Here is a 24,793-nt window from a genome sequence, read left to right as displayed (position 1 = left end):
CTGAACCACTTGCGCTTCCGATCTCTCGTCAGCGGGAGGCGAATTCTACAGCGTTACACGCTGCTGTCAACACCTCTTTTTCAACTTCCTTTTGGCTTCGATGAGCTGAAGCAACTTGCTGTCGAATATCGCATAACTCATTGTTTACCAAGGAGTTTTCCGTTTCGACTGCGCCGGAAGTGGGGCGAATTATAGACTCCCAGGATTTGCCGTCAACCCTTGATTTTGCTTTTCTATCAATTAGTTACGATCGATTAAAAAACAACCAGCTGCGCTCATATAGAAATCCCTTCTATATAGAAGAACCCCCTCAGATAACCCCCGCCTCCTTCAAGGCAGCCACATGAGCTGCCCCCAGCCCCAGCACCTCACTGAGCACCTTAGCCGTATGCTCACCCAGCAGAGGCGGCGCGCTGCGATACTCCACAGGCGTCTTGGACAGCCGCATAGGACTCCCCACCTGCGCCACTTTGCCCGCAAGCGGATGCGGCAACTCTATAGCCAGCCCGCGTGCCCGCACCTGAGGATCGGCAAACACCTGCGCCAGATCATTGATCGGCCCACACGGCACACCCACCTGCTCCAACTGGGTCACCCACTCGGCCGTGGTCTTGAACACCGTTGCTTGGCGAATCAATGGAATGAGCGCCGCCCGATTGGCCACCCGCAGCTTATTAGTAGCAAACCGCGGATCATCGGCCCACTGCGGTTGCCCCGCGACCTGGGCAAACTTGCGAAATTGACCGTCATTGCCCACGGTCAGGATGAAATCGCCATCGGCGGTGGGAAAATCCTGATACGGAACGATATTCGGATGCGCGTTACCCAGCCGCTTGGGCGACACACCTGTCGTCAGATAATTCATGGCCTGATTGGCCAGACAGGCAACCTGTACATCCAGCAGCGCCATATCGATATGCTGGCCACCACCATCATGATCGCGGTGCGCCATAGCCGCCAGAATCGCCACGGTAGAGTACAGCCCAGTCAAAATGTCGGTCAGCGCCACGCCGACCTTGACCGGACCTTCCCCCTCATCACCCTCAGGGCGCCCCGTCAGGCTCATCAACCCACCCAACCCCTGGATCATGAAGTCATAGCCAGCTCGCGCCGCATACGGCCCCGTCTGACCAAACCCGGTGATAGAGCAGTAAATCAGCTCCGGATTGAGCTCCTTGAGCGACTCGTAGTCCAGGCCATACGCCGCCAACCCGCCCACCTTGAAATTCTCGATCAAGATATCCGACTTTGCCGCCAGGTCCCGGACCAGCTTTTGCCCCTCTGGCCGGGTGAAGTCGATAGTCACCGACTCCTTATTACGATTGGCCGATAAGTAGTAGGACGCTTCACTGGTGTTCTCACCGTAAGCATCCTTTAGGAAGGGCGGCCCCCAGGCGCGCGTATCGTCACCACTACCAGGCCGCTCGACCTTGATCACCTCAGCGCCGAGATCAGCAAGAATCTGCCCGGCCCAAGGCCCCGCCAGCACCCGTGACAAATCCAGTACCCGCAGATGCGATAGCGCGCCCATGGTTAACCTCCTATTAATAGAACGCCTGGATACCAGTCTGGGCGCGCCCAAGGATGAGCGCATGGACGTCATGCGTGCCTTCGTAGGTATTCACCACTTCCAGGTTGACCAGGTGCCGGGCAATCCCGAACTCATCGGAGATGCCATTGCCACCGAGCATGTCGCGAGCCATACGGGCAATATCCAGGGATTTGCCGCAGGAGTTGCGCTTCATGATCGAAGTGATCTCCACCGCCGCGGTTCCTTCATCTTTCATCCGCCCCAGACGCAGGCAACCTTGCAAGGCGAGGGTGATCTCGGTCTGCATATCAGCGAGCTTTTTCTGGATCAACTGCGTGGCGGCCAGTGGGCGCCCGAACTGCTGGCGATCAAGGGTGTACTGGCGCGCCGTGTGCCAGCAGAACTCCGCAGCCCCCAAGGCGCCCCAGGAGATGCCGTAGCGTGCCGAGTTCAGGCAGGTAAAAGGACCTTTCAAGCCGCGCACATCGGGGAAGATGTTTTCTTCAGGAACAAACACGTTGTCCATGACGATTTCACCGGTGATCGAAGCGCGCAAACCGACCTTGCCATGAATCGCCGGCGCACTCAGACCTTTCCAGCCCTTCTCCAGGACAAAACCACGGATGTCGCCGGCGTCGTCCTTGCCCCAGACCACAAACACATCGGCAATCGGGCTATTGGTGATCCACATTTTGCTGCCGGTCAGGCTGTAGCCGCCATCCACCTTGCGCGCCCGGGTAATCATCGCACCCGGATCCGAACCGTGGTTTGGCTCGGTCAGGCCGAAGCAACCAATCCATTCACCCGAGGCCAGCTTGGGCAAGTACTTCTGTTTTTGTGCTTCAGTGCCGAACTCATTGATAGGCACCATCACCAGGGACGACTGCACGCTCATCATCGAGCGATAGCCAGAATCGACGCGCTCCACTTCACGGGCAATCAAGCCGTAGCTGACATAATTCAAGCCGCTGCCGCCGTACTGCTCGGGAATCATCGCGCCCAGCAGGCCGGTCTCACCCATTTCACGGAAAATTGCAGGATCGGTCTTTTCATGACGGAAGGCTTCAAGCACACGCGGCGCCAACTTGTCCTGGGCGAATTGCTCGGCACTGTCGCGCACCATGCGCTCTTCTTCGGTGAGCTGCTGATCCAGCAACAGTGGATCGATCCAGTTGAAGCTTGCCTTACCGCCCATGAGTGATTCCTCGCGAAGTAAATCAAAAGTCGTGCATGGAGCCTAGGCCGGGCAGGCGAGGAGGGCAAACGAGGTTTTTGCATAGCCTTGTGCTAATTTCTCACTCCGTAGCGATCAAGAAGGGCAAAACCGCCTTTTATTAGTGAGGGTACGGTACATGCGCAGGAAGATCCCCAGCACCACGGCCTTGGTTAGTTTTGAAGCGGCGGCCCGCCACGAGAGCTTTACCAAGGCCGCACAGGAGCTTTCCATTACCCAGGGCGCGATCTGCCGACAGATCGCCGGCCTTGAGGAGTTTTTGAGTGTCGAACTGTTTCGGCGCTCGCGACGCGGAGTAAAGCTCACGGAAGCCGGGCTTTCCTACAGCCGGCGAGTGGCAACGCAACTCGACGCGGTGGAACGCGACACCCTGTCAGTGATGGGCCAGCAAGGCGCCAATGTGATCGAACTGGCGGTGGTCCCCACGTTCGGTACCCAGTGGCTGATCCCACGACTCAAGGACTTCCAGCAGCAGCACCCCGAAGTCACGGTAAACCTGACCAACCGGACCCGCCCGTTCCTGTTCGCTGACACCGAGTTCGATGCCGCAATATATTTTGGCGACGCCGACTGGTCCGGCACCGAGTCCCACAGGTTAATGGGTGAAAACCCACTGCCCGTCTGTAGTCCACGACTGCTTGGGCAGCGCTCGCATTTCAGCGCCGAAGAAATCGCGGAACTGCCGCTACTGCAGCAAACCACACGGCCCTACGCCTGGCGCCAGTGGTTCAACGCACAACAATTGAACATCCCTCGGGACATGACAGGCCCACGTTACGAGCTATTCTCCATGCTGTCCCAGGCGGCCATGCATGACATGGGCATTGCCTTGATCCCACCGTTTCTTATTCAGCGGGAATTGGGCGAGAAACAGTTGGTGATCGCCAACCAACAGGCCCTGACCAGCAGCAAGGCCTATTACCTGATGATTCCAGAGAGAAAGGTCGAATCCGCGTCACTGCACGCCTTTCGAGACTGGCTGGTTGATCAGGCACAGCGTTACAGCCGGCAATTCTAGGCGCCCGCAGATTGCTGACTCTGTAGTCAACAAAACAAAAGCCCTACAGATATAACTATATGTCGCTTTTACACAGACTGTACCGATCCACAGAAAAATGGCCTGAAAGCCAATAGCTATAAGCTCTACAGCGCTTATTCACCGCCCATGACCGACCATTCATGTCGACAATTGCAAAAATCGCCTTTTCCCTCCATAGGCCTTTAAATACCTGTATTTCAAGAGGTTATTCCAGCGGATTGCGACAATCAGTCACAGGGTGACTTGTAGTTAATTTTTCGTCACCCGTCATAATCCCTTGAAGGCCGTAAAGTTCGCCTGCAAAATGCCGCGCCCTGCTGTCATTTCAGCGGGGTCGTGCTGATCGGCCGCCCCAGTTGCGCCACTCGCGGCGCACTGGCCTTTTTACAAAAATCAAAAGCAAAAAGATCATGCAGGAGATTTGACGTGCACATTGGTGTTCCTCTCGAAACCCAGACCGGTGAAACGCGGGTTGCTGCAACCCCGGAAACCATCAAGAAGCTGATCGGCCAGGGCCATAAGGTCACTGTACAAAGCGGTGCAGGTGTCAAAGCCAGTGTCGTGGACAGTGCCTATGAAACGGCAGGCGCAACCATTGGCAGTGCCAGCGAGGCGTTTGGCGCCGAGCTGATTCTCAAGGTGGTCGCCCCCAGCGACAGCGAGCTGACGCTGATTAAAAGCGGCACCGTGCTGGTGGGCATGCTCAATCCGTTCAGCAACGAAACCATCACCCGGCTGGCCGAACATGGCATCACTGCCTTCGCCCTGGAGGCCGCCCCGCGTACCTCCCGTGCGCAGAGCCTGGATGTGCTGTCCTCCCAGGCCAACATTGCCGGCTACAAGGCGGTGCTGTTGGCGGCCCATCACTACCCGCGCTTCATGCCCATGCTGATGACCGCCGCCGGCACGGTGAAAGCCGCCCGCGTGCTGATCCTTGGCGCCGGCGTCGCCGGCCTGCAAGCCATCGCTACGGCGAAGCGTCTGGGTGCAGTCATCGAAGCGTCCGACGTACGCCCGGCCGTGAAGGAACAGATTGAGTCCCTCGGCGCCAAGTTCGTCGACGTGCCTTACGAGACCGACGAAGAGCGCGAATGCGCCGTTGGCGTCGGCGGTTACGCACGCCCCATGCCCACCAGTTGGATGCAGCGCCAGGCCCTGGCCGTGCATGAGCGCGCCAAGCAAGCCGATATCGTCATCACCACCGCCCTGATCCCGGGTCGTAAGGCCCCGACTTTGCTGAGCGCCGAAACCGTCGCCCAGATGAAGCCAGGCTCCGTGGTGATCGACCTGGCCGCGGCCCAGGGAGGCAACTGCCCGCTGACCGTCGCCGACCAGGTGGTCGTGCAACACGGCGTGACCATTTGCGGTCCGACCAACCTTGCCGGTGCCGTCGCTGCCGATGCCTCGGCCCTGTATGCGCGCAACCTGCTGGACTTCCTGAAGCTGGTCTTCACCAAGGAAGGGCAGTTTGAAATCAACCTCGAAGACGACATCGTCGCCGCGTGCCTGATGTGCCGCGACGGCCAAGTCATCCGCAAAAACGCCTAAGCAGGGATTCAGACGATGGAAGAGCTTATCTCCCCCGGTATCTACAACCTGATCATCTTCGTGCTGGCGATTTATGTCGGTTATCACGTGGTCTGGAACGTCACCCCCGCACTGCACACGCCATTGATGGCGGTGACCAACGCAATCTCGGCGATTGTGATCGTTGGCGCCATGCTTGCGGCTGCACTCACCGTCACGCCGCTGGGCAAGACCATGGGCACCCTGGCCGTGGCCCTGGCTGCCGTTAACGTGTTCGGCGGTTTCCTGGTTACACGTAGGATGCTTGAGATGTTCAAGAAGAAAGCGCCCAAGGCTAAAGAAGAGGTGCAGAAGTAATGAGCATGAACCTCGTGACGACGCTCTACCTGATCGCGTCGATCTGTTTCATCCAGGCCCTCAAAGGCCTGTCGCACCCAACCACATCCCGACGCGGCAACCTGTTCGGCATGCTCGGCATGGCCCTGGCAGTGCTCACCACCGTTGGCCTCATCTATAAGCTCGGTGCAGAGCTTGCCACTGCGGGCATCGGCTACGTGATTGTCGGCCTGCTGATCGGCGGCACCGCCGGCTCGATCATGGCCAAGCGCGTAGAAATGACCAAGATGCCTGAGCTGGTCGCCTTCATGCACAGCATGATCGGTCTGGCCGCGGTGTTCATTGCCATTGCCGCAGTGGTCGAGCCGCAATCGCTGGGCATCGTCAAGCAACTGGGCGATGCGATTCCTGCGGGCAACCGCCTGGAACTGTTCCTCGGCGCAGCCATTGGTGCCATTACCTTCTCCGGCTCGGTGATTGCCTTCGGCAAGCTGTCGGGCAAGTACAAGTTCCGCCTGTTCCAGGGCGCACCGGTACAGTTCGGCGGCCAGCACAAGCTCAACCTGGTGCTGGGCCTGGCCACTCTAGGCCTGGGCCTGGTGTTCATGTTCACCGGCAACCTCACTGCCTTCGCCGTGATGCTGGCCCTGGCCTTTGTGCTGGGCGTGCTGATCATCATCCCGATTGGCGGCGCCGACATGCCGGTGGTCGTCTCGATGCTCAACAGCTATTCCGGCTGGGCTGCAGCGGGGATCGGCTTCTCGCTGAACAACTCGATGCTGATCATCGCCGGCTCCCTGGTGGGCTCAAGCGGCGCGATCCTCTCGTACATCATGTGCAAGGCGATGAACCGCTCCTTCTTTAACGTACTGCTCGGCGGCTTCGGCAACGCGCCGGACGCGGCAGGGCCAGCGGGCTCGAAAGAAGCGCGCCCGGTGAAGTCCGGTTCGGCCGACGACGCCACCTTCCTGCTGACCAACGCCGACACCGTGATCATCGTGCCGGGCTATGGCCTGGCAGTAGCGCGGGCGCAACATGCCCTTAAAGAGCTGACCGAGAAGCTGACCCATCGCGGTGTCACCGTGAAGTACGCGATCCACCCGGTCGCCGGCCGCATGCCTGGCCACATGAACGTGCTGCTGGCCGAGGCCGAAGTGCCTTATGACCAGGTGTTCGAGATGGAAGACATCAACTCCGAGTTCGGCCAGGCCGACGTGGTGCTGGTGCTCGGCGCCAACGACGTGGTCAACCCGGCCGCCAAGAACGATCCGAAATCGCCGATCGCCGGCATGCCGATTCTCGAGGCCTTCAAGGCCAAGACGATCATCGTCAACAAGCGCTCGATGGCCAGCGGTTATGCCGGCCTGGATAACGAATTGTTCTACCTGGACAAAACCATGATGGTCTTCGGCGATGCCAAGAAGGTCATCGAAGACATGGTCAAGGCCGTCGAATAAACACTGCTCCAGCGCAATACCCAAAACCCCGGCCTCCCGTAGGCTGGGGTTTTTTATTAACGGGAAAAACCCGACCAAAGGCTCTAAATCGCCACCTGGCATTCGACCATGGTAGCGGGACGAAAGCCTTTGAAATCACTAGACTGCCCACCTTGCCTCCGTTGCCCGAGATAACAATCCATGTACCGTGATCGTATCCGCTTGCCTTCGCTGTTGAACAAGGTCATGAGCGCCGCCGATGCTGCCGCCCTGATCGAGGACGGCATGACAGTCGGCATGAGCGGCTTTACCCGCGCCGGTGAAGCCAAGGCTGTGCCCCACGCCCTGGCTGAGCGTGCCAAGACCTCGCCCCTGAAAATCACCCTGATGACCGGCGCCAGCCTGGGCAACGACCTGGATAAGCAACTGACCGAAGCAGGCGTGCTGTCGCGCCGCATGCCATTCCAGGTCGATAGCACCCTGCGCAAGGCCATCAACGCCGGCGAAGTGATGTTTATCGACCAGCATCTGTCGGAAACCGTCGAACAACTGCGCAACAACCAACTCAAGCTGCCGGACATCGCGGTCATCGAAGCCGTGGCCATCACCGAGCAAGGCCATATCGTGCCTACGACCTCCGTGGGCAACTCGGCCAGCTTCGCGATTTTTGCCAAGCAGGTGATCATCGAGATCAACCTGGCGCACAACCCGAATCTGGAAGGCCTGCACGACATCTATATCCCGACCTACCGCCCGACCCGAACTCCGATCCCGCTGGTCAAGGTAGATGATCGTATCGGCAGCACTGCGATCCCGATCCCGCCAGAGAAGATCGTCGCCATCGTCATCACCAACCAGGCTGATTCCGCCTCCACGGTGACGCCGCCTGACAGTGACACCCAGTGGATCGCCAATCACCTGATCAACTTCCTCAAGCAGGAAGTGGATGCCGGGCGCATGACCAACAAGCTCGGCCCGCTGCAGGCTGGGATTGGCAACATTGCCAACGCGGTGATGTGCGGCCTGATCGAGTCACCGTTCGAAGACCTGACCATGTACTCCGAAGTGCTGCAGGATTCGACCTTCGACCTGATCGACGCCGGCAAGCTGAGCTTTGCCTCGGGCAGTTCGATCACCTTGTCGCAGCGGCGCAATGCCGACGTGTTCGGCAACCTGGAGCGTTACAAGGACAAGCTGGTGCTGCGCCCACAGGAAATTTCCAATCACCCGGAAGTAGTGCGCCGCCTGGGCATCATTGGTATCAACACTGCGCTGGAATTCGACATCTACGGCAACGTCAACTCCACCCACGTCTGCGGCACGCGGATGATGAACGGCATCGGCGGCTCGGGGGATTTCGCCCGTAACGCGCACCTGGCGATCTTTGTCACCAAGTCCATTGCCAAGGGCGGGGCGATTTCCAGCGTGGTACCGATGGTCAGCCATGTCGACCATACCGAGCATGACGTCGACATCCTTGTGACCGAGATCGGCCTGGCCGACCTGCGCGGCCTGGCGCCACGGGAGCGGGCACGGGTAATCATCGATAATTGCGTACACCCTGACTACCGCGACGCCCTCAACAACTACTACACCGCCGCCTGCGCCATCGGCGGGCACACCCCGCATATTCTGCGCGAAGCCCTGAGCTGGCACATCAACCTGGAAGAAACCGGGCATATGCTCAAAGGTTGATCAACACAGACCCGGGCGGATGCAAACACAGTTGTATTCGCCCGGATCTGCTTGCGACTCATATGGAAAAAACTGTACTGCTGTACCGGTCATTTCCTACCGTAAAACCCTACAAATCCTTCCAAGAACACCTAAAACGCACCAAATCAGTGCCGACAGGTACAGTTGCCCCATTTCTGTACAGTACAGCCCCTATAAACAGTTAACTGGCCCCTCACAATACAGGTGAACTGTATCTAGAGAGTCTTGCGCCGGAGGAGGATCATTGGCATCAGTTAAACCACTACCTAATCCCGCCACAAGCGGAAGGATGTCATCATGGAACGTACACTCAGTTCCGAACTGTTCTTCGAAGATAAAGCTGTCAACACCCAGGCTTCCCTGCCTCTGCGCGTTATCGCCAACCTGATGTTGTGGCAGCGCCGCATCTCCAGCCGCCACCAGTTGGCTCGTCTGGACTCGCGTCTGCTGGCCGATGCCGGGATCAGCGAAGCTCAACGCTACGAAGAGCTGAGCAAGCCGTTCTGGCGCTGATTTAGCGCCCGCTGGCCCTGACCTACCGGGTCCACCGCCAGCACCCCGAATTGTTGTAGCAGAACCCGCCCCGGGTAACCGGAGGCGGGTTTTGTTATTTTGGGCGGTCGGTAAAGGTTGCTTGACGGCCTTTTCCAGCACGCCAACCAGTACAGTTAAAAAAACACAAACACAGACCAGTACAATTAAGAATCGGTTGATTTGTAGCGGTCAATCACCCTTTTCAGGCAGCGACTTCCCACTGCGTACTACCCGAACAGATAGGCGCCAGCTACTATCGCGTCATCAGTTCGTCTCATCCACAGGAGCCACCCATGTCCCGTCTTCGTTTGCTAAGCGCTGCAGCCCTGCTTGCCGTTGCTGCCAATGCCAGCGCCACCAGCCTGATCGTGACCACCGACTCGATCGTGGGCGCGCTCAAAGCCACTTCCGACGCCACCTCCGATGCCACCTCGTCCCTTCGCGACAATAAAGTCGTGCGTGCAGCACGCGACGATGCCGCCAGCTTCGTTGCCAGCCAAGGCGCGATCCGTGGCGTGAAGCTGGAAAACGCCCTGGCGCAGATCCGCCAGCAAGCCCCCCAACTCAACACCGCCACCGACGCGCAACTGGCCCAGGCGATCCTGGCCATCTGACCTTGACTCACTGTAGGAGCGAGCTTGCTCGCGAAGATCGCGAACGATAACGCGGGGCTCACTGCTCAAACACTGCGCTCTCAGGTTCTTCGCGAGCAAGCTCGCTTCTACAGTAGTCGGCCTGCTCGCTGGCTCTCGCCCGGGCATTGCGCTAGCCTTGGCGCTCGTTTTCAGTTGTCGAGTCCCATGGCTTTTTCATACCGTTTGTTGATTGCTCCCACAGTATTTGCCATCTGCGGCGCCCCTCCGGCCCAGGCCTTTGATCTGTCCACCCAAGGCGTCGTTGCCAGTGCTTATGCCACCAGCAAAGTGACCTCGGCGCCGTTCGATCGTAAATTGATACTGGCAGCCCAGGATGACGCTGCTGTGTTTATTGCCACTGACGGCCAATGGCGGGGCGCCCGGCTGGAGAGCGCGCTGGATTACCTGCGTCGCACCGAGCCAAAACTTAAGTCCAGTGACCTTGAACTGGCCCAGGCAATTCTCGTCCAATAATCATCTTTACCTTTTGGAGTCATTCCATGCGTCGCCCGTTGATCGCAGCTGCTCTCGGCCTGTTCCTGCTGGCAGATATCGCCCAGGCACAAACCCTCGTGGCCACCAGTAACATCATTGTTCGTGCTTTCGGCCGCACCATTGATTTCACCTCGGACACCACCACCTCCATCCGTGACTCCAAAGTCGTGCGCGCAGCCCACGATGACGCGGCCAGCTTTGTCGCCAGCAATGGCGATATCCGCGGCGCGCAACTGGAGGCCGCCTTCGACACCCTGCGAACCCGCGTGCCAGAAGCCCGCGACGCCAGCGACCAGGTCCTCGCCGAAGCCATCCTCGCATTGTGAGGCGCTTCACCGCCTGGCTATTGGCTGCGACGGTACTGCTGGCTGCCAGCGCCGCCCAGGCCAGCCTGCAACTGCGGCTCAAGACCGACGGCTTGAGCCCGGCCCAACAGCAGGCCAGCCAGGCATTGCTGGATGAAGCGATGCAGGCGCTGCCGCCGCGCTTCATCGAGCAACTGGACCGGCGCATCGACGTCGGCTGGACCGACGACATGCCCGCCAATGCCTATGGCCAGGCGTCGCTGGTCGCTGAACTGGACCTCAATCGCAAACTGCTGGCCAGCCTTACTGACGGCACCGCCGCCACCCAACAGACCCAGCGCCCCCACGGTACCGTGCGCAGAGAACTGCTCGCGACCGTTCTGCATGAACTGACCCATATCTATGATCGCGCGCGCCTGTGGCCCACGGACCAGCGCTCGTTGATCCGACGCTGCAGCCGCCAGAACAACATCACCGGCCTGGTTGGCCTGCCCGATCAATGCCGTGGCCAGAATGACCGGCGCTTCACGCTCAGCGACGATCCACGCTTGCTTGACCTGGCCGGCTGGCCGCAATACGTCGGCCGCCGTGGCGAGCGCGAGCAGCACAATCGGCAAGTGGCCCGCAGCCCGGATCTGTACGAAATCACCAACCCCAAGGAATTCGTCGCGGTCAACATGGAGTACTTCCTCCTTGACCCGAGCTACGCCTGCCGCCGTCCCGCGCTGTACCGTTACTACCAGCAACACTTCGGCTGGGCCCCGCCAGCCAAGGACGCTTGCGCCAACACCTTCGCCTTCCTCAATGCCGGTAACGATTTTGCCAAGACGCCCCTGGGCCAGGTCGACCCGGAGCGCGTTTACGCCATCGACTACCTGCTGGCCGAAGCCAACCAGAACCTGGTGAGCCGCTGGGGCCACAGCATGCTGCGCCTGGTGATCTGTGCGCCGGGCCGCCCACGTGGCCCGGATTGCCGCCTGGACCTGGACCAGCACCTGGTGTTGTCCTACCGCGCATTTGTCGGCGACGTACAACTGTCGAGTTGGGACGGCCTGGTAGGCAAGTACCCATCGCGCCTGTTCGTACTGCCCCTGGCCCAGGTGATCGACGAATACACCAAGACCGAACTGCGTGGCCTGGCTTCCGTGCCCCTTATTCTCACGCGCCAGGAGATCAACGACACCGTCGAACACGCCGCCGAAATGCATTGGAGCTACGACGGCAATTACTACTTCCTCTCCAACAACTGCGCCGTCGAAGGCCTGAAACTGCTGCGCAGCGGCAGCGCCAACCCGCAACTGACAGCCTTGGACAACATCACCCCCAATGGTTTGCTGGAAGTCCTCAAGGCCCGTGGGCTGGCCGACACCAGCGTGCTGGACGACCGCCGTGAGGCCTTGCGCCTGGGCTATCACTTCGACTCCTTCCGTGAGCGCTACCAGGCGATGTTCGAGGTGCTGAAGAAGCACCTGCCGATCCCGCAGACCCAGGTCGAAGACTGGCTGACCTTGAGCGCCGAGCAACGCAGGGTGTGGTTCGACAAGGCCGACCTGCGCACCAGCGCCGCATTGCTGCTGCTGGAACAGGCCAGCTTTCGCAAGCAACTGATGCTCGCCCAGGACGAGGTCAAGCAACGCTACCTCGGCGCCCGTGAACTGAAGAACGGCGGCATGGCCAAGGCCGATGCCACGCTGCAGCAGATCCTTGCCAACAGCGGCTTCCTCAGCCGCCCGGCGGAACTGCTCGGCAGCAGCGGTTATGGATTGCCCCAACCCAAGGAGTGGCAGCGCCTGGAATCAGAAAGCGCCTTGCGCCAGAAACAGCTGCAATCGTTGACCGGCGACCTGGATAAAGAGGTGAGGGCGCTGCTGGAACCTTCGCGCGCGGCAGAAATTGCCGCCTGCGAGGCCAATCTCAAGCAGGTTGGCGAACATCTGCGCGCGCTGCACAAGGCCGCTGGCGGGCTGCAACTGCCTTAAAACCGTAGGAGCGAGCGTGCTCGCGAAAAACCCGAACATACCGCGTTTACCCGGCAAAAGCGCCTTATCGTTCACGACCTTCGCGAGCAAGCTCGCTCCTACAGTGAACCTCATCCACCTGAAACCTGTTTTTCCAGCGAAAGCTGGCTGAAAGCTTTCGCGATTAGGATCGCCCTCACTACCGGCAATAGACCGGTTGGCCAACCTGAGCGTTTTCATGCCCAGGGGCCCAATTAACAACAACAATGGTGATGCTGATGTCCGCTCGTACCCGCCTGTTTTTCCCGACTCCCCCCGTACGCCTCGCGCTTTTCGTTCTGCGCTGACCCCAACCCGGTTCGCCATTCCCTAGCCGCGCTACGCCTGGAGTATTCCTATGCTGACTTTCCTTGGCTTTGCCATGGTCATCACGTTCATGTTCCTGATCATGACCAAGCGCCTCTCGGCGCTGATCGCCCTGATCATCGTGCCTATCCTGTTCGCGCTGTTCGGTGGCTTTGCGCCGAAGATCGGCCCGATGATGCTCGAAGGCATCACCAAGCTGGCGCCTACCGGCGTGATGCTGATGTTTGCCATCCTCTACTTTGCCTTGATGATCGACTCCGGCCTGTTTGACCCGGCCGTGCGCAAGATCCTCAAGCTGGTCAAGGGCGACCCGCTGAAAGTCTCGGTCGGTACTGCCGTGCTGGCGCTGGTGGTGTCTCTGGACGGTGACGGCGCCACCACCTACATGATCTGCGTGGCCGCCATGCTGCCGCTGTACAAGCGCATCGGCATGAGCCCGCGAATCATGGCCGGCCTGATCATCCTCGCCGGTGGCGTGATGAACATGACCCCCTGGGGCGGCCCGACCGCTCGCGCCGCCAGTGCCCTGCACGTGGACCCATCGGACATCTTCGTACCGATGATCCCCGCCATGGCCGCCGGCGTAGTGGCCATCCTGGTGATTGCCTATATGTACGGCCTGCGCGAACGTGCCCGACTCGGCGTACTGCACCTGCAAGGCGATGAAATCGATCACAGCGAAATCAGCGTCTCGCAGTTCCCGGATGCCCGTCGCCCGAAACTGATCTGGTTCAACGGCGCCCTGACCCTGGCCCTGATGTGCACCCTGATCGCCGGCCTGTTGCCGCTGCCGGTGCTGTTCATGGTGGCCTTCAGTATCGCGATGATCGTCAACTACCCGTGCCTGCAACAGCAGAAAGACCGCGTTGCCGCCCACTCGGGCAGCGTGCTGGCAGTGGTCGGCCTGATCTTCGCGGCAGGTATTTTCACCGGCATTCTGTCGGGCACCGGCATGGTCGACGCCATGTCCAAGAGCCTGCTGGCCGTCATCCCTGAAGCCCTTGGCCCGTACCTGGCGGTGATCACCGCGCTGGTGAGCATGCCGTTCACCTTCTTCATGTCCAACGATGCGTTCTACTACGGCGTATTGCCAGTACTGGCCGAAGCCGCCAGCCACTACGGCATCACCGCCGCAGAAATGGGCCGTGCCTCGATTGTTGGCCAGCCGGTCCACTTGCTCAGCCCGCTGGTGCCGTCGACTTACCTGCTGGTGGCCCTGGCCGGTATCGAATTTGGCGATCACCAGCGCTTCACCCTGAAGTGGGCAGTGCTGGTGTGCCTGTGCATAATGGTCGCCGCATTGCTGTTGGGCACATTCCCGCTGTTCAGCACTCTATAATCGTAACAACCCACTGCGCCGGCCCTCCTGCCGGCGCGGTCTAACACTCGCGCAAAGGAACACATATGGAATGGCTGACCAATCCGGAGATCTGGATTGCCTTCTTCACCCTGACGGCTCTTGAGATCGTTCTGGGTATCGATAACATCATCATGATTTCGATCCTGGTCAGCCGTATGCCCAAGCATATGCAAGCGCGCACCCGGATCTTCGGCCTGGCCCTGGCCATGATCACCCGGATCCTGCTGCTGCTGTCGATCACCTGGGTCATGCAACTGACCGCCGACCTGTTCGTGGTGTTCGGCCAGGGTATTTCCGGCCGCGACATGATCCTGTTCTTCGGCGGCCTGTTCCTGCTGTGGAAAAGCTCCCAGGAGATGTACCACGCCCTGGAAGGTGAAGACGAAACCCATGACGAGCCGAAAGGCAAGGGTGGCAAGTTCATCTACACCATCATCCAGATCGCCATCATCGATATCGTGTTCTCCCTGGACTCGGTGATTACCGCCGTGGGCATGGTTTCCCACGTACCGGTCATGGTTGCTGCGATCATCGTCGCGGTCCTGGTGATGATGCTGGCCGCAGGCACCATCAGCGAGTTCATCGACAAGCACCCATCGCTGAAAATGCTCGCGCTGTCGTTCCTGCTGATCGTGGGTACCGTGCTGATCGCCGAATCCTTCGACGTGCATGTGCCAAAAGGCTACGTGTACTTCGCCATGGCGTTCTCCCTGGCGGTAGAAGCGGTCAACATCAAGATGCGGACCGCCATCGCGAAAAAGAAAAAGCAGCAGGATCCTGTGAAACTGCGCAAGGACATCCCGGGCCAATAACCCGCGGGCAACACCTGTAGGAGCGAGCGTGCTCGCGAAAAACGCCAACGGTAACGCGTGCTGCCTGATTGCACGCGCTGCCCTTGAGTTCTTCGCGAGCATGCTCGCTCCTACAGTCGTTTCAGGCGCCTGCAAAAAGCTGATTTCATGACAGTTTTGTTTCAAAGCCGACTTTAGCTATGCGATGCTGGCGCACAGGCCGTTCGCCAACTACAGCTTAAGTACACAACACAAAACGGCACGCGGCACTTTTTGCTCCACTTGGAGCACGACTCAATACAGGGGGCCGAGCATGCTGACCCTGCTCAATCTTCTTTCCGCCGTGACCTTGCTGATCTGGGGCACGCACATCGTCCGTACCGGCATCCTGCGGGTCTACGGCTCCAACTTGCGCCAAGTCATCGGGCAGAACATGGCCAGACGCTGGCTGGCGTTCATTGCCGGGATCCTGGTCACCGCCATGGTGCAAAGCAGCAACGCCACGGCGATGCTGGTGACCTCGTTTGTCGGCCAGGGCCTGATGGGCCTGACGCCCGCCCTGGCGACCATGCTCGGCGCCGATGTCGGTACCGCGCTGATGGCACGGGTGCTGACCCTGGATCTGTCCTGGCTGTCGCCGCTGCTGATCTTTCTCGGGGTGATCTTCTTCCTGTCGCGCAAACAGACGCGCGCCGGGCAGATGGGCCGGGTCGGTATCGGCCTGGGCCTGATCATTCTCGCCCTGCAACTGATTGTCGAAGCCGCCGGGCCGATTACCCAGGCCCAGGGCGTCAAGGTGCTGTTCGCCTCGCTGACCGGTGACATCCTGCTCGACGCCCTGGTGGGCGCGTTGTTTGCGATGATTTCCTACTCCAGCCTGGCCGCCGTGCTGCTGACCGCAACCCTGGCCGGTGCCGGGGTGATTGGCCTGCATGTGGCCATCGGCCTGGTGATCGGGGCCAATATCGGCAGCGGCGTCCTGGCGTTCCTCAGCACCAGCATGCAAAACGCCGCCGGCCGCCAAGTGGCCCTGGGCAGCCTGCTGTACAAGCTGATCGGCCTGCTGCTGATCATTCCTGTCCTGGACCCGCTGGTGCTGTGGATGGACACCCTGGACTACAGCGCCCAAGGCATGGTCATTACCTTTCACCTGCTCTACAACGTCACCCGCTGCCTGATCCTGCTGCCCACCATCGGCCCGATGGCGCGCCTGTGTGCCTGGCTGCTGCCGGAGCGCCCGGAGGCCAATGGCCTGGCCAAGCCCCGTCATCTGGACCCGACGGCGCTGACCACCCCGAGCCTGGCCCTGGCCAACGCCGCACGGGAAACCCTGCGCCTGGGGGACCTGATCGACAACATGCTGACCGCCATGCTGGAAGTGCTGCGCGGCAAACAAACCGCCATCACCCAGGAAATGCGCAGCCTCAGTGATGACGTCGAGGCACTCTACAGTGCGATCAAGCTGTATCTGGCGCAAATGCCCCGCGAAGATCTCAGCGAGCACGACAGCCGGCGCTGGGCCGAAATCATCGAGCTGTCGATCAACCTGAAGCTGGCCGGCGACTTGATCGAACGTATGCTGCGCAAGGTCCAGCAGCAGAAAACCTCCCAGCGCCGCTCGTTTTCCGAAGTCGGGCTCGAAGAACTGGCCGGCCTGCATAGCCAGTTGATCTCCAACCTGCGCCTGGGCCTGTCGGTGTTCCTCAGCGCCGACCCGGAAAGCGCCCGCCAGTTGCTGCGCGAGAAGCGCCGCTTCCGCGCCCAGGAACGGCGCCTGGCCCATGCCCACGTCAGCCGCCTGCAACGCAAAATCGTGCAAAGCATCGAGACCAGTTCCCTGCACCTGGAGCTGATTGCCGACATGAAGCGCCTGAACTCGTTGTTTTGCAGCAGTGCTTATGTCGTGCTGGAAACCTCCGAGACCGGTGCGTTGGCGGTGGACAATATTGCCGACATAACCCATTCGCCCTGAACGAACCGCACACCCCGGGAGTCAGTTAAAAACACCACCTACCCAATGTAGGAGCCCGCTCCCGCAAAAAGCCAGTTTCAACCGTTATTGCTCGCTAGGAACCCCGCTATGCGTCGCCTGCTACTCGCCTGCCTGCTCATAGGCTCGGCCCACGCCTCTGCCTTTGATCGCTTGCAGGTCGAAGGCTACATGTTGCCCAACGGCCTGCAATTGCTGCTCAAGCCGGGCACCGAGCGCGGGCACGTGGCGATCCGCCTGATGGTCGGCGTAGGCCTGGATGACTTCAGTTGCGAAGACAAAGAACTGCCGCACCTGCTGGAACACCTGCTGTTCAGCGGCATCGATGGCGGCGGCGAAGGCGAGCTGGAAGAACAGATGCAGGCCCTGGGCGGGGAGTGGAACGCCTACACCAGCAATGCCGACACCACCTTCGTCATCGAGGCCCCGGCGCGCAACCAGCGCAAGGTGCTGGACCTGCTGAAGGCGATCCTGACCCGGACCGAGCTGAGCGATGCCGCAATCAACGCCGCCAAGCAGGTGGTCGAGCGCGAAGATGGGGGTCACTATTCACACCTGCAACGCCTGCTGGATCGCCAGGACCTGGGCCATAACGCCAGCAATCAACTGGCGGTGGAACTGGGCCTCAAATGCGCCGAGCGGGCCGAAGTCGAACACCTGACCCGCACGCAACTGCAGAGCGTGCGCCAGGCCTGGTACGCCCCCAACAACATGACCCTGATCATCGTCGGCGACCTCGACAAACTGCTGCCGGCCTATCTGGAGCGCACCTACGGCCAACTCGAGCCGGTCGACCCCAGCGAACACCGGGCGTTGCCGCAAACCCTGGGCGCCGCAGCGACCCATCGTGACCTGATCCGTGGCTGGGTCGGCGATGGCGCCAAGCTGCACTGGTTGTTCCCCGAACCCACGCTGGACGAGCAGCACGATGCCACCTACGACCTGCTCAAGGACTACCTGGATTGGGCGTTGTATCGCCAGTTGCGCCTGCAGCATGGCCTGTCCTACGGCCCATGGAGCGAGCGCGAAGTGCTCGGCGGCGTGGGGTTCATGAGCCTCAACGCGGACCTTGACCGCGATAACCTGCCCGAGGCCGAACGCGTTCTTGAAAGCCTCAAGGCCAGGCTGCTTGAGGACGGCCTCGACCCGGCGACCTTCAGCCGCCTGCAACAAGCCGCCATCGACCGCCAGGCCTGGGCCGTGCAGGGCAATAGCGCGCTGGCCGACTACTACTGGGGCGCCTTGGCCGACTACGCCGACGGGCATCTTCGCGACCCGGCCAAGCGCCTCAAGGCCGTGAGCCTGGCGCAAACCAATCAGGCCATGCGCCAGCTGTTCAACCAGCAGGGCTACTGGCGCATCGAAAAACCGCTGCTCAGTTACGACGCCCTGGGCTGGATCGCCGCAGGCGTGCTGGGGCTGATTGCTATTGTGCTGATTGGGCTGCGCCGTTATCGCAAAGCAATTGTGCAATGACACGCCTATCCACAGGCTAAGACGTTATTCTGTCTGGGATTTTTTCCTACAAAGACTGCGAACTGCCGAATGCCAAACCTGACCCTTCTCATCCAGCGCGTCCTCGAACTGATGAAGCGCTACCCAGGGGTGATCGCACTCGGCGGTTTTATCTCGGGGGTGGGCAGCTTTATCCTGGTGGACCGCCAACAAGGCATGGCCAGTTGGATCGCGATCATCATGCTGGTGAGCTGGCTGTGGCTGATGCTGGAAAACAGCTTCACCCAGTTGTTCAGCAAGGTCTTCAAGCGGGAAATCCCCGAACCACTGCTGCGCTACGCCACACAGATGATCCACCAGGAAAGCCTGTTCTTTGTCCTGCCGTTCTTTTTCGTCACCACCACCTGGAACAGCAGCCAGGCCATTTTCACCGGTTTGCTGGGCGCCGCCGCACTGGTCTCGATCACCGACCCGCTGTACTACAAATGGCTGGCGCCCAAGCGCTCGCTGTTTCTGGCACTGCACACCCTGACCCTGTTTGCCGCCTTGCTCACCGCACTGCCGATCATCCTGCACCTGACCACCGCCGAGAGTTACAAACTGGCGCTGGGGGTGGCGATGGCCTTGTCGATCCCCAGCCTGGCCGTGAGCCTGCCGCTGCGCAGCGTCAAGGGTTGGCTGATGCTGCTGGGCGTGACGGCGGCGATTGGCTGCGCGGGTTGGTTCCTGCGCAGCTGGGTGCCGCCGGCCACCCTGTGGATGACCGAAGTGGCAATCAGCACCCAATTGCAGGACCGCACCCCCGGCGATGACCTCAAAGAAGTCAGCGCCAGCCAACTGCGCAGCAGCGGCCTGTACGCCTACACCGCAATCAACGCACCGCGCGGGCTGGACGAGCGCATCTACCATGTGTGGCAGTTCAACGGCAAAGAGGTCGACCGCATCGCCCTGGATATCCATGGCGGACGCAAGGAAGGCTACCGGGCCTGGACCCACAAGCAGAACTTCCCGGCGAATGCCGTGGGCCGCTGGCAAGTACGGGTGCTGACCGAAGACGGCCAGGTGATCGGCGTGTTGCGCTTTAAAGTCACTGACACCGTACAAACGGACACGCCAAAGTAGGACGGATCGTGCTATTACATAGCAATTGTGGAATAGCCAAACAAGCTCGGAGCTTATGACCAGTAGCACAACGGCAGGCAATGCCCACCTGGACGCGTCCACCCAGCCGCCTCAATTGCGGGTCACCGGGGACTGGACGCTGGCCCACTACAGCGCCCTGAAAAAGCTCTCGGCAAGCCTCGACGGCCAGTACGACGCCAGCACCCGCGTCGACCTCAACGGCCTGGGCGCATTGGACACCGCCGGCGCCTCGTTGCTGGTGGAACTGCTGGGCCCGGAGCGCATTGAGCATTCGGCCGAACAAACCGACTGCAGCCTGCCCGCTGCCGACCGGGCGCTGCTCAAGACCGTCTACCGCTCCCTGAATGATTTTTGTGTGCCGGTCAAAGAGCCGCAGCAAAACGCCGGTATCCAGCTTTTGGCACGCATCGGCCGCGCGGTGGATACCGTCTGGCAAGACGCGATGACCCTGCTGGGCTTTATCGGCCTGATTCTCGAAACCTTCGCTCGCGGCGTGTTCCGGCCCAAGCGCTGGCGCCTGACGCCGATGGTGGCGCATATCGAACAGACGGGGCTGGATGCCGCGCCTATCGTCGCCTTGCTGACCTTCCTGGTGGGCGCGGTGGTCGCGTTTCTCGGCGCCACGGTGCTGGAGAGTTTCGGCGCAAGCATTTTCACCGTGGACCTCGTGGCGTTTTCCTTCTTGCGGGAGTTCGGTGTCCTACTCACCGCGATCCTGATGGCCGGCCGCACCGCCAGCGCCTTCACCGCACAAATTGGCTCGATGAAGGCCAACGAAGAAATCGACGCGATCCGCACCATGGGCCTCGACCCCATGGAGTTGCTGGTGCTGCCACGCGTCCTCGCGCTGCTGGTGGCGCTGCCGATGCTGACCTTTCTCGCGATGATTTCAGGCATTGTCGGCGGCGGCGTGGTGTGCGCCGTGGCCCTGGATATTTCGCCGGCGATGTTCCTCTCGCTGCTGCAATCGGACATTGGCGTCCAGCATTTGCTGGTGGGGCTGGTCAAGGCACCGTTCTTCGCCTTCCTGATCGCGGCCATTGGCTGCCTGGAAGGCTTCAAGGTCAGCGGCAGCGCCGAATCGGTCGGCGCCCACACCACCTCCGCAGTGGTGCAATCGATTTTCGTGGTGATCGTGCTCGACGCGGTAGCCGCATTGTTCTTTATGGAGATGGGCTGGTGAGCCGTTTACAACGAGCGCCCAGCGAGGCGGTGATCGAAGTCCGTGGCCTGTGCAACCGCTTTGGCCCGCAGAGCGTGCATGAAAACCTCGACCTGGATCTGTACAAGGGCGAGATTCTCGCCGTAGTGGGCGGCTCGGGCAGCGGCAAGTCGGTGCTGCTGCGCAGTATCATCGGCCTGCGTCAGCCCAGCGAAGGCCAAGTGCGGGTATTCGGCCAGGACTTGCCGAGCCTCTCAGAACACGAGCGCTCCCTGGTGGAACGGCGTTTCGGCGTGCTGTTCCAGAAAGGCGCGCTGTTCTCCTCGCTGACGGTCACGGAAAACGTCGCCCTGCCACTGATCGAACACGCCGGCCTGAGCCGCGCCGATGCCGAGCATCTGGCGGCAGTCAAGCTTGCCCTGGCCGGGCTGCCATTGTCGGCGGCCGACAAATACCCGTCCTCGCTGTCCGGCGGGATGATCAAACGTGCGGCCCTGGCCCGCGCCCTGGCCCTCGACCCGGACATTTTGTTTCTCGACGAACCGACCGCTGGCCTCGACCCCATCGGCGCGGCGGCATTCGACCAACTGATCCTGACCCTGCGTGATGCCTTGGGCCTGAGCGTGTTGCTGATCACCCACGACCTCGACACGCTCTACACCATCACCGATCGCGTGGCCGTGCTGGCGCAGAAAAAGGTGCTGGTGGCGGATGCCATCGATGTTGTCTCGGAAACGGACGACGCCTGGATTCACGAATACTTTCATGGCCCTCGGGGCCGCGCGGCATTGGATGCCGCTCAACCGCTCAACGAGGTATGACATGGAAACCCGAGCCCATCATGTGATGATCGGTCTGTTCAGCGTGATAGTCGTGGTCGGCGCCATGCTGTTCGGCTTGTGGCTGGCCAAATCCAGCGTCGACAGCGCGTTCCAGGATTACGAAGTGATCTTCAACGAAGCGGTCAGCGGCTTGTCCCAGGGCAGCGCGGTGCAGTACAGCGGGATCAAGGTGGGTGACGTCACCAGTCTGCGCCTGGACCCGAAAGACCCGCGCCGCGTACTGGCACGTATCCGCCTGGCCGGCCAGACGCCGATCAAGGAAGACACCCAGGCCAAGCTGGCGTTGACCGGCATCACCGGCACCTCGATCATCCAACTCAGCGGCGGCACCCCGCAAAGCCCCGAACTCAAAGGCAAGAACGGCAACCTGCCGCAGATCACCGCCTCGCCATCGCCCATTGCCCGGCTGCTCAATAACAGCAACGACCTGATGACCAGCATCAACTTGCTGCTGCATAACGCCAACCGCATGTTCTCGCCCGATAACGTCGACCGCTTGAGCAGCACCCTGGCACACCTGGAGCAGACCACCGGGGCCATCGCCGAGCAGCGCGGTGATATCAAGGTGGTGATGCAGCAGTTGGCCCAGGTCAGCAAACAGGCCGGCGCCACGCTGGAGCAGACCACTGCGCTGATGCGCAACGCCAATGGCCTGCTCAACGACCAGGGCAAGCAGATGTTCGGCAGCGCCGAAGGGGCCATGCGCTCCTTGGAGCAAAGCACCGCGACCATCAACCGCTTGTTGGACGACAACAAGGATTCCCTGAACAGCGGCATGCAGGGCCTCAACGAACTGGCGCCTGCCGTACGCGAGCTGCGCGATACCCTGGGCTCCTTGCGCGCCATCTCCCGTCGCCTGGAAGCCAACCCCAGCGGCTACCTGCTGGGCAGTGACAAGAACAAGGAGTTCACGCCATGAAGCGTACTTATAAAATGATCGTTCCGGTGGCCCTGGCGCTGGTCAGTGCCTGCTCGATCCTGCCCAAGGCCGACCCTTCCAACGTCTATCGCCTGCCCACCGCCCAAGTGACGGCCCACGGCAACCCGGTAGCCTGGTCGTTGCGCCTGGCCAAACCGCAAGCCAGCGAATTCCTCGACAGCCCGCGCATTGCCGTGGTGCCTCAGGGCGATTTGATCAGCAGCTATGCCCAGTCCCGCTGGAGCGATCCGGCGCCGGTACTGTTGCGCAACCGCCTGCTGGACGGCTTCCAGCGCGATGGCCGGGTGGCCTTGTTGAGCACTGATGACACCAATCTACAGGCGGACCTGGAACTGGGCGGGCAGTTGCAGGCCTTCCAGAGCGAGTACCGCGGCAGTGCGGTGGAGGTGGTGATCCGGCTGGATGCGCGATTGGTGCGCGGCAGTGACCAACGGATCGTGGCTGCCAAGCGTTTTGAAGTGCGCCAGCCGGTGAGTGATACCCAAGTGCCAGCGGTGGTGGCCGGGTTTGGGTTGGCGGGAGATCAGTTGACCAAGCAGGTGGTGGATTGGGTGGTGGCGCAGGGCAATACAGCACCTAAACGCTGAGGGCCTCATCGCAGGCAAGCCAGCTCCCACATTTGATGTGTTCACAAATCAAAATGTGGGAGCTGGCGTGCCTGCGATAGCGGTCTGAAGCTTAGCCAAAGAACCAGTAGCAGACCGCAATCGCCGCCACCACGCCAGCAAACTCCGCCAGCAGCGCACACCCCACCGCATGCCGCGCGCGCTGGATGCCCACCGAGCCAAAGTACACCGCCAGTACATAGAAGGTGGTCTCGGTACTGCCCTGAATCGTCGCCGCCACCAGTGCCGGGAAGCTGTCCACGCCTTGGGTCTGCATGGTCTCGATGAGCATCGCCCGCGCCGCACTGCCGGAGAACGGCTTGACCATTGCCGTGGGCAAGGCGTCGACAAAGCGCGTGTCCAGGCCGGTCCAGGCCACCAGGTGGCGAATGCCTTCCAGGCCAAACTCCAGCGCCCCGGAAGCGCGCAGCACACCGACCGCACACAACATTGCCACCAGATACGGCAGCAGGTTCTTGGCGACGTCAAAGCCCTCTTTGGCGCCTTCGACAAACGCCTCGTAGACCTTGACCTTGCGCAACGCGCCAATCAGCAGGAACAGCATGATCAGGCCAAACAGCGTGAGGTTGCCAAGGATCGAGGACAGGCCCGCCAGGGCCGTGGCCGACATCGTCGCCAGCAAGGCCATGAAGCCGCCCAGTACCAGCGCGCCGGGGATCAGGTACGCCAGCACCACCGGGTCCCACAAGCGCAGGCGCTGCATCAGCGCCACCGACAGCAGGCCCACCAGGGTCGAGGCGCTGGTGGCCAGCAGGATTGGCAGGAACACCAGGGTCGGGTCCGGCGCGCCTTGCTGGGCGCGGTACATAAAGATCGTCACCGGCAACAGGGTCAGGGAGGACGCGTTAAGCACCAGGAACAGGATCTGCGCGTTGGTTGCGGTGTTGGGGATCGGGTTGAGCTCTTGCAGCGCCTTCATGGCCTTGAGGCCGATCGGCGTGGCCGCGTTATCCAGGCCCAGGCCGTTGGCGGCAAAGTTGAGGGTGATCAAGCCGATGGCCGGGTGACCGGCCGGGACTTCCGGCATCAAGCGCAGGAACAGCGGGCCCAGGGCCTTGGCCAGCCACTCGACGATCCCGGCCTTTTCGGCGATGCGCAGGAAGCCCAGCCACAATGTCAGGGTACCGAACAGCAGTACCATCACCTCCACCGACAGCTTGGCCATGGCGAAGATACTCTCCACCATCGCCGCAAAGATCCCGGCGTTTCCACCCACCAGCCATTGCACCAGCGCCGATACCATTGCCACGACAAAGAAGCCAAGCCACAGGCCATTGAGCATCAGTCACACCCCTTTAAATATGTGGCGAATGATAGCGGGGCTGGCAGAAACGACAAACCCCGGATTTACCGGGGTTTGTGCGATTCAAGC

The 24,793-nt window shown here is 60.9% G+C and carries 22 protein-coding genes; 19 read left to right on the top strand and 3 right to left on the bottom strand.

Annotated features, from left to right (window positions below; translation table 11 throughout):
* Nucleotides 1-310 precede the first annotated feature (310 nt).
* Nucleotides 311-1,531, bottom strand: coding sequence for a CaiB/BaiF CoA transferase family protein (locus FIV38_RS22390; protein ID WP_092232548.1), 1,221 nt, complete (start codon nt 1,529-1,531; stop codon nt 311-313).
* A gap of 13 nt (nt 1,532-1,544) precedes the next feature.
* Nucleotides 1,545-2,726: an acyl-CoA dehydrogenase gene (locus tag FIV38_RS22385; protein WP_029290432.1), complete on the bottom strand. Its 1,182-nt coding sequence runs from the start codon at nt 2,724-2,726 to the stop codon at nt 1,545-1,547.
* Nucleotides 2,727-2,883: 157 nt separating this feature from the next.
* Between FIV38_RS22385 and FIV38_RS22380 the strand changes: the two genes are divergently transcribed.
* The 19 genes from FIV38_RS22380 to FIV38_RS22290 all read left to right on the top strand — a co-directional run bounded on the left by FIV38_RS22380 (nt 2,884) and on the right by FIV38_RS22290 (nt 23,382).
* On the top strand, nt 2,884-3,783 hold the full coding sequence (locus FIV38_RS22380; RefSeq protein ID WP_029290430.1) for a LysR family transcriptional regulator: 900 nt from the start codon (nt 2,884-2,886) through the stop codon (nt 3,781-3,783).
* A 447-nt stretch (nt 3,784-4,230) separates the two neighbouring features.
* Entirely contained in the window at nt 4,231-5,352 is a 1,122-nt protein-coding gene (locus FIV38_RS22375; RefSeq protein WP_029290427.1) for a Re/Si-specific NAD(P)(+) transhydrogenase subunit alpha, read from the top strand.
* A gap of 15 nt (nt 5,353-5,367) precedes the next feature.
* Complete coding sequence (locus tag FIV38_RS22370; protein WP_003233786.1) at nt 5,368-5,688, top strand: NAD(P) transhydrogenase subunit alpha part 2; 321 nt, start codon at nt 5,368-5,370, stop codon at nt 5,686-5,688.
* A complete protein-coding gene (locus FIV38_RS22365; protein ID WP_029290421.1) occupies nt 5,688-7,124 on the top strand; it encodes an NAD(P)(+) transhydrogenase (Re/Si-specific) subunit beta in 1,437 nt (478 codons plus the stop codon). The genes FIV38_RS22370 and FIV38_RS22365 overlap by 1 nt, the downstream gene beginning before the upstream one ends.
* 180 nt (nt 7,125-7,304) lie before the next feature.
* A complete protein-coding gene (locus FIV38_RS22360; RefSeq protein ID WP_092232542.1) occupies nt 7,305-8,798 on the top strand; it encodes an acetyl-CoA hydrolase/transferase family protein in 1,494 nt (497 codons plus the stop codon).
* A 318-nt stretch (nt 8,799-9,116) separates the two neighbouring features.
* Nucleotides 9,117-9,332: a DUF1127 domain-containing protein gene (locus tag FIV38_RS22355; RefSeq protein ID WP_007911656.1), complete on the top strand. Its 216-nt coding sequence runs from the start codon at nt 9,117-9,119 to the stop codon at nt 9,330-9,332.
* Nucleotides 9,333-9,646: 314 nt separating this feature from the next.
* Entirely contained in the window at nt 9,647-9,967 is a 321-nt protein-coding gene (locus tag FIV38_RS22350) for a DUF2388 domain-containing protein (RefSeq protein ID WP_092232539.1), read from the top strand.
* A 186-nt stretch (nt 9,968-10,153) separates the two neighbouring features.
* A complete protein-coding gene (locus FIV38_RS22345) occupies nt 10,154-10,462 on the top strand; it encodes a DUF2388 domain-containing protein (RefSeq protein ID WP_092232537.1) in 309 nt (102 codons plus the stop codon).
* Nucleotides 10,463-10,488: 26 nt separating this feature from the next.
* Nucleotides 10,489-10,809 carry a DUF2388 domain-containing protein gene (locus FIV38_RS22340; RefSeq protein WP_029290409.1) on the top strand — a complete coding sequence of 107 codons (321 nt, stop codon included), beginning with the start codon at nt 10,489-10,491 and terminating at the stop codon, nt 10,807-10,809.
* Nucleotides 10,806-12,767: a DUF7844 domain-containing protein gene (locus FIV38_RS22335; protein WP_092232534.1), complete on the top strand. Its 1,962-nt coding sequence runs from the start codon at nt 10,806-10,808 to the stop codon at nt 12,765-12,767. The genes FIV38_RS22340 and FIV38_RS22335 overlap by 4 nt, the downstream gene beginning before the upstream one ends.
* Before the next feature lie 376 nt (nt 12,768-13,143).
* On the top strand, nt 13,144-14,451 hold the full coding sequence (locus FIV38_RS22330) for a CitMHS family transporter (protein ID WP_070995498.1): 1,308 nt from the start codon (nt 13,144-13,146) through the stop codon (nt 14,449-14,451).
* Nucleotides 14,452-14,516: 65 nt separating this feature from the next.
* Nucleotides 14,517-15,284, top strand: a complete 768-nt coding sequence (locus FIV38_RS22325; protein ID WP_092232531.1) for a TerC family protein — start codon at nt 14,517-14,519, stop codon at nt 15,282-15,284.
* Nucleotides 15,285-15,576: 292 nt separating this feature from the next.
* Complete coding sequence (locus FIV38_RS22320; RefSeq protein ID WP_029290400.1) at nt 15,577-17,235, top strand: Na/Pi cotransporter family protein; 1,659 nt, start codon at nt 15,577-15,579, stop codon at nt 17,233-17,235.
* Nucleotides 17,236-17,343: 108 nt separating this feature from the next.
* Nucleotides 17,344-18,729 (top strand): M16 family metallopeptidase, encoded by a 1,386-nt coding sequence (locus tag FIV38_RS22315; protein WP_092232526.1) that lies wholly within the window; start codon nt 17,344-17,346, stop codon nt 18,727-18,729.
* Between the two features lie 69 nt (nt 18,730-18,798).
* Nucleotides 18,799-19,830: a DUF5924 family protein gene (locus FIV38_RS22310; RefSeq protein ID WP_029290396.1), complete on the top strand. Its 1,032-nt coding sequence runs from the start codon at nt 18,799-18,801 to the stop codon at nt 19,828-19,830.
* A 55-nt stretch (nt 19,831-19,885) separates the two neighbouring features.
* Nucleotides 19,886-21,034, top strand: coding sequence for an ABC transporter permease (locus tag FIV38_RS22305; RefSeq protein WP_029290394.1), 1,149 nt, complete (start codon nt 19,886-19,888; stop codon nt 21,032-21,034).
* The gene (locus FIV38_RS22300) at nt 21,031-21,834 is read left to right on the top strand and encodes an ABC transporter ATP-binding protein (protein ID WP_070995502.1); all 804 of its coding nucleotides are present in this window, start codon (nt 21,031-21,033) and stop codon (nt 21,832-21,834) included. The genes FIV38_RS22305 and FIV38_RS22300 overlap by 4 nt, the downstream gene beginning before the upstream one ends.
* A gap of 1 nt (nt 21,835) precedes the next feature.
* Entirely contained in the window at nt 21,836-22,774 is a 939-nt protein-coding gene (locus FIV38_RS22295; protein WP_029290391.1) for an MlaD family protein, read from the top strand.
* A complete protein-coding gene (locus FIV38_RS22290) occupies nt 22,771-23,382 on the top strand; it encodes an ABC-type transport auxiliary lipoprotein family protein (protein ID WP_092232523.1) in 612 nt (203 codons plus the stop codon). The genes FIV38_RS22295 and FIV38_RS22290 overlap by 4 nt, the downstream gene beginning before the upstream one ends.
* A gap of 91 nt (nt 23,383-23,473) precedes the next feature.
* Here the strand turns inward: FIV38_RS22290 and FIV38_RS22285 are convergent, their stop codons facing one another.
* On the bottom strand, nt 23,474-24,703 hold the full coding sequence (locus FIV38_RS22285) for a nucleoside recognition domain-containing protein (protein WP_029290384.1): 1,230 nt from the start codon (nt 24,701-24,703) through the stop codon (nt 23,474-23,476).
* Nucleotides 24,704-24,793: the final 90 nt, after the last annotated feature.

This window comes from Pseudomonas proteolytica (assembly GCF_007858275.1).
Taxonomy (GTDB): Bacteria; Pseudomonadota; Gammaproteobacteria; order Pseudomonadales; family Pseudomonadaceae; genus Aquipseudomonas; species Aquipseudomonas proteolytica.
The sequence above is the reverse complement of the archived record's forward strand: the minus strand, read 5'-3'. Positions and strand labels throughout refer to the sequence as shown.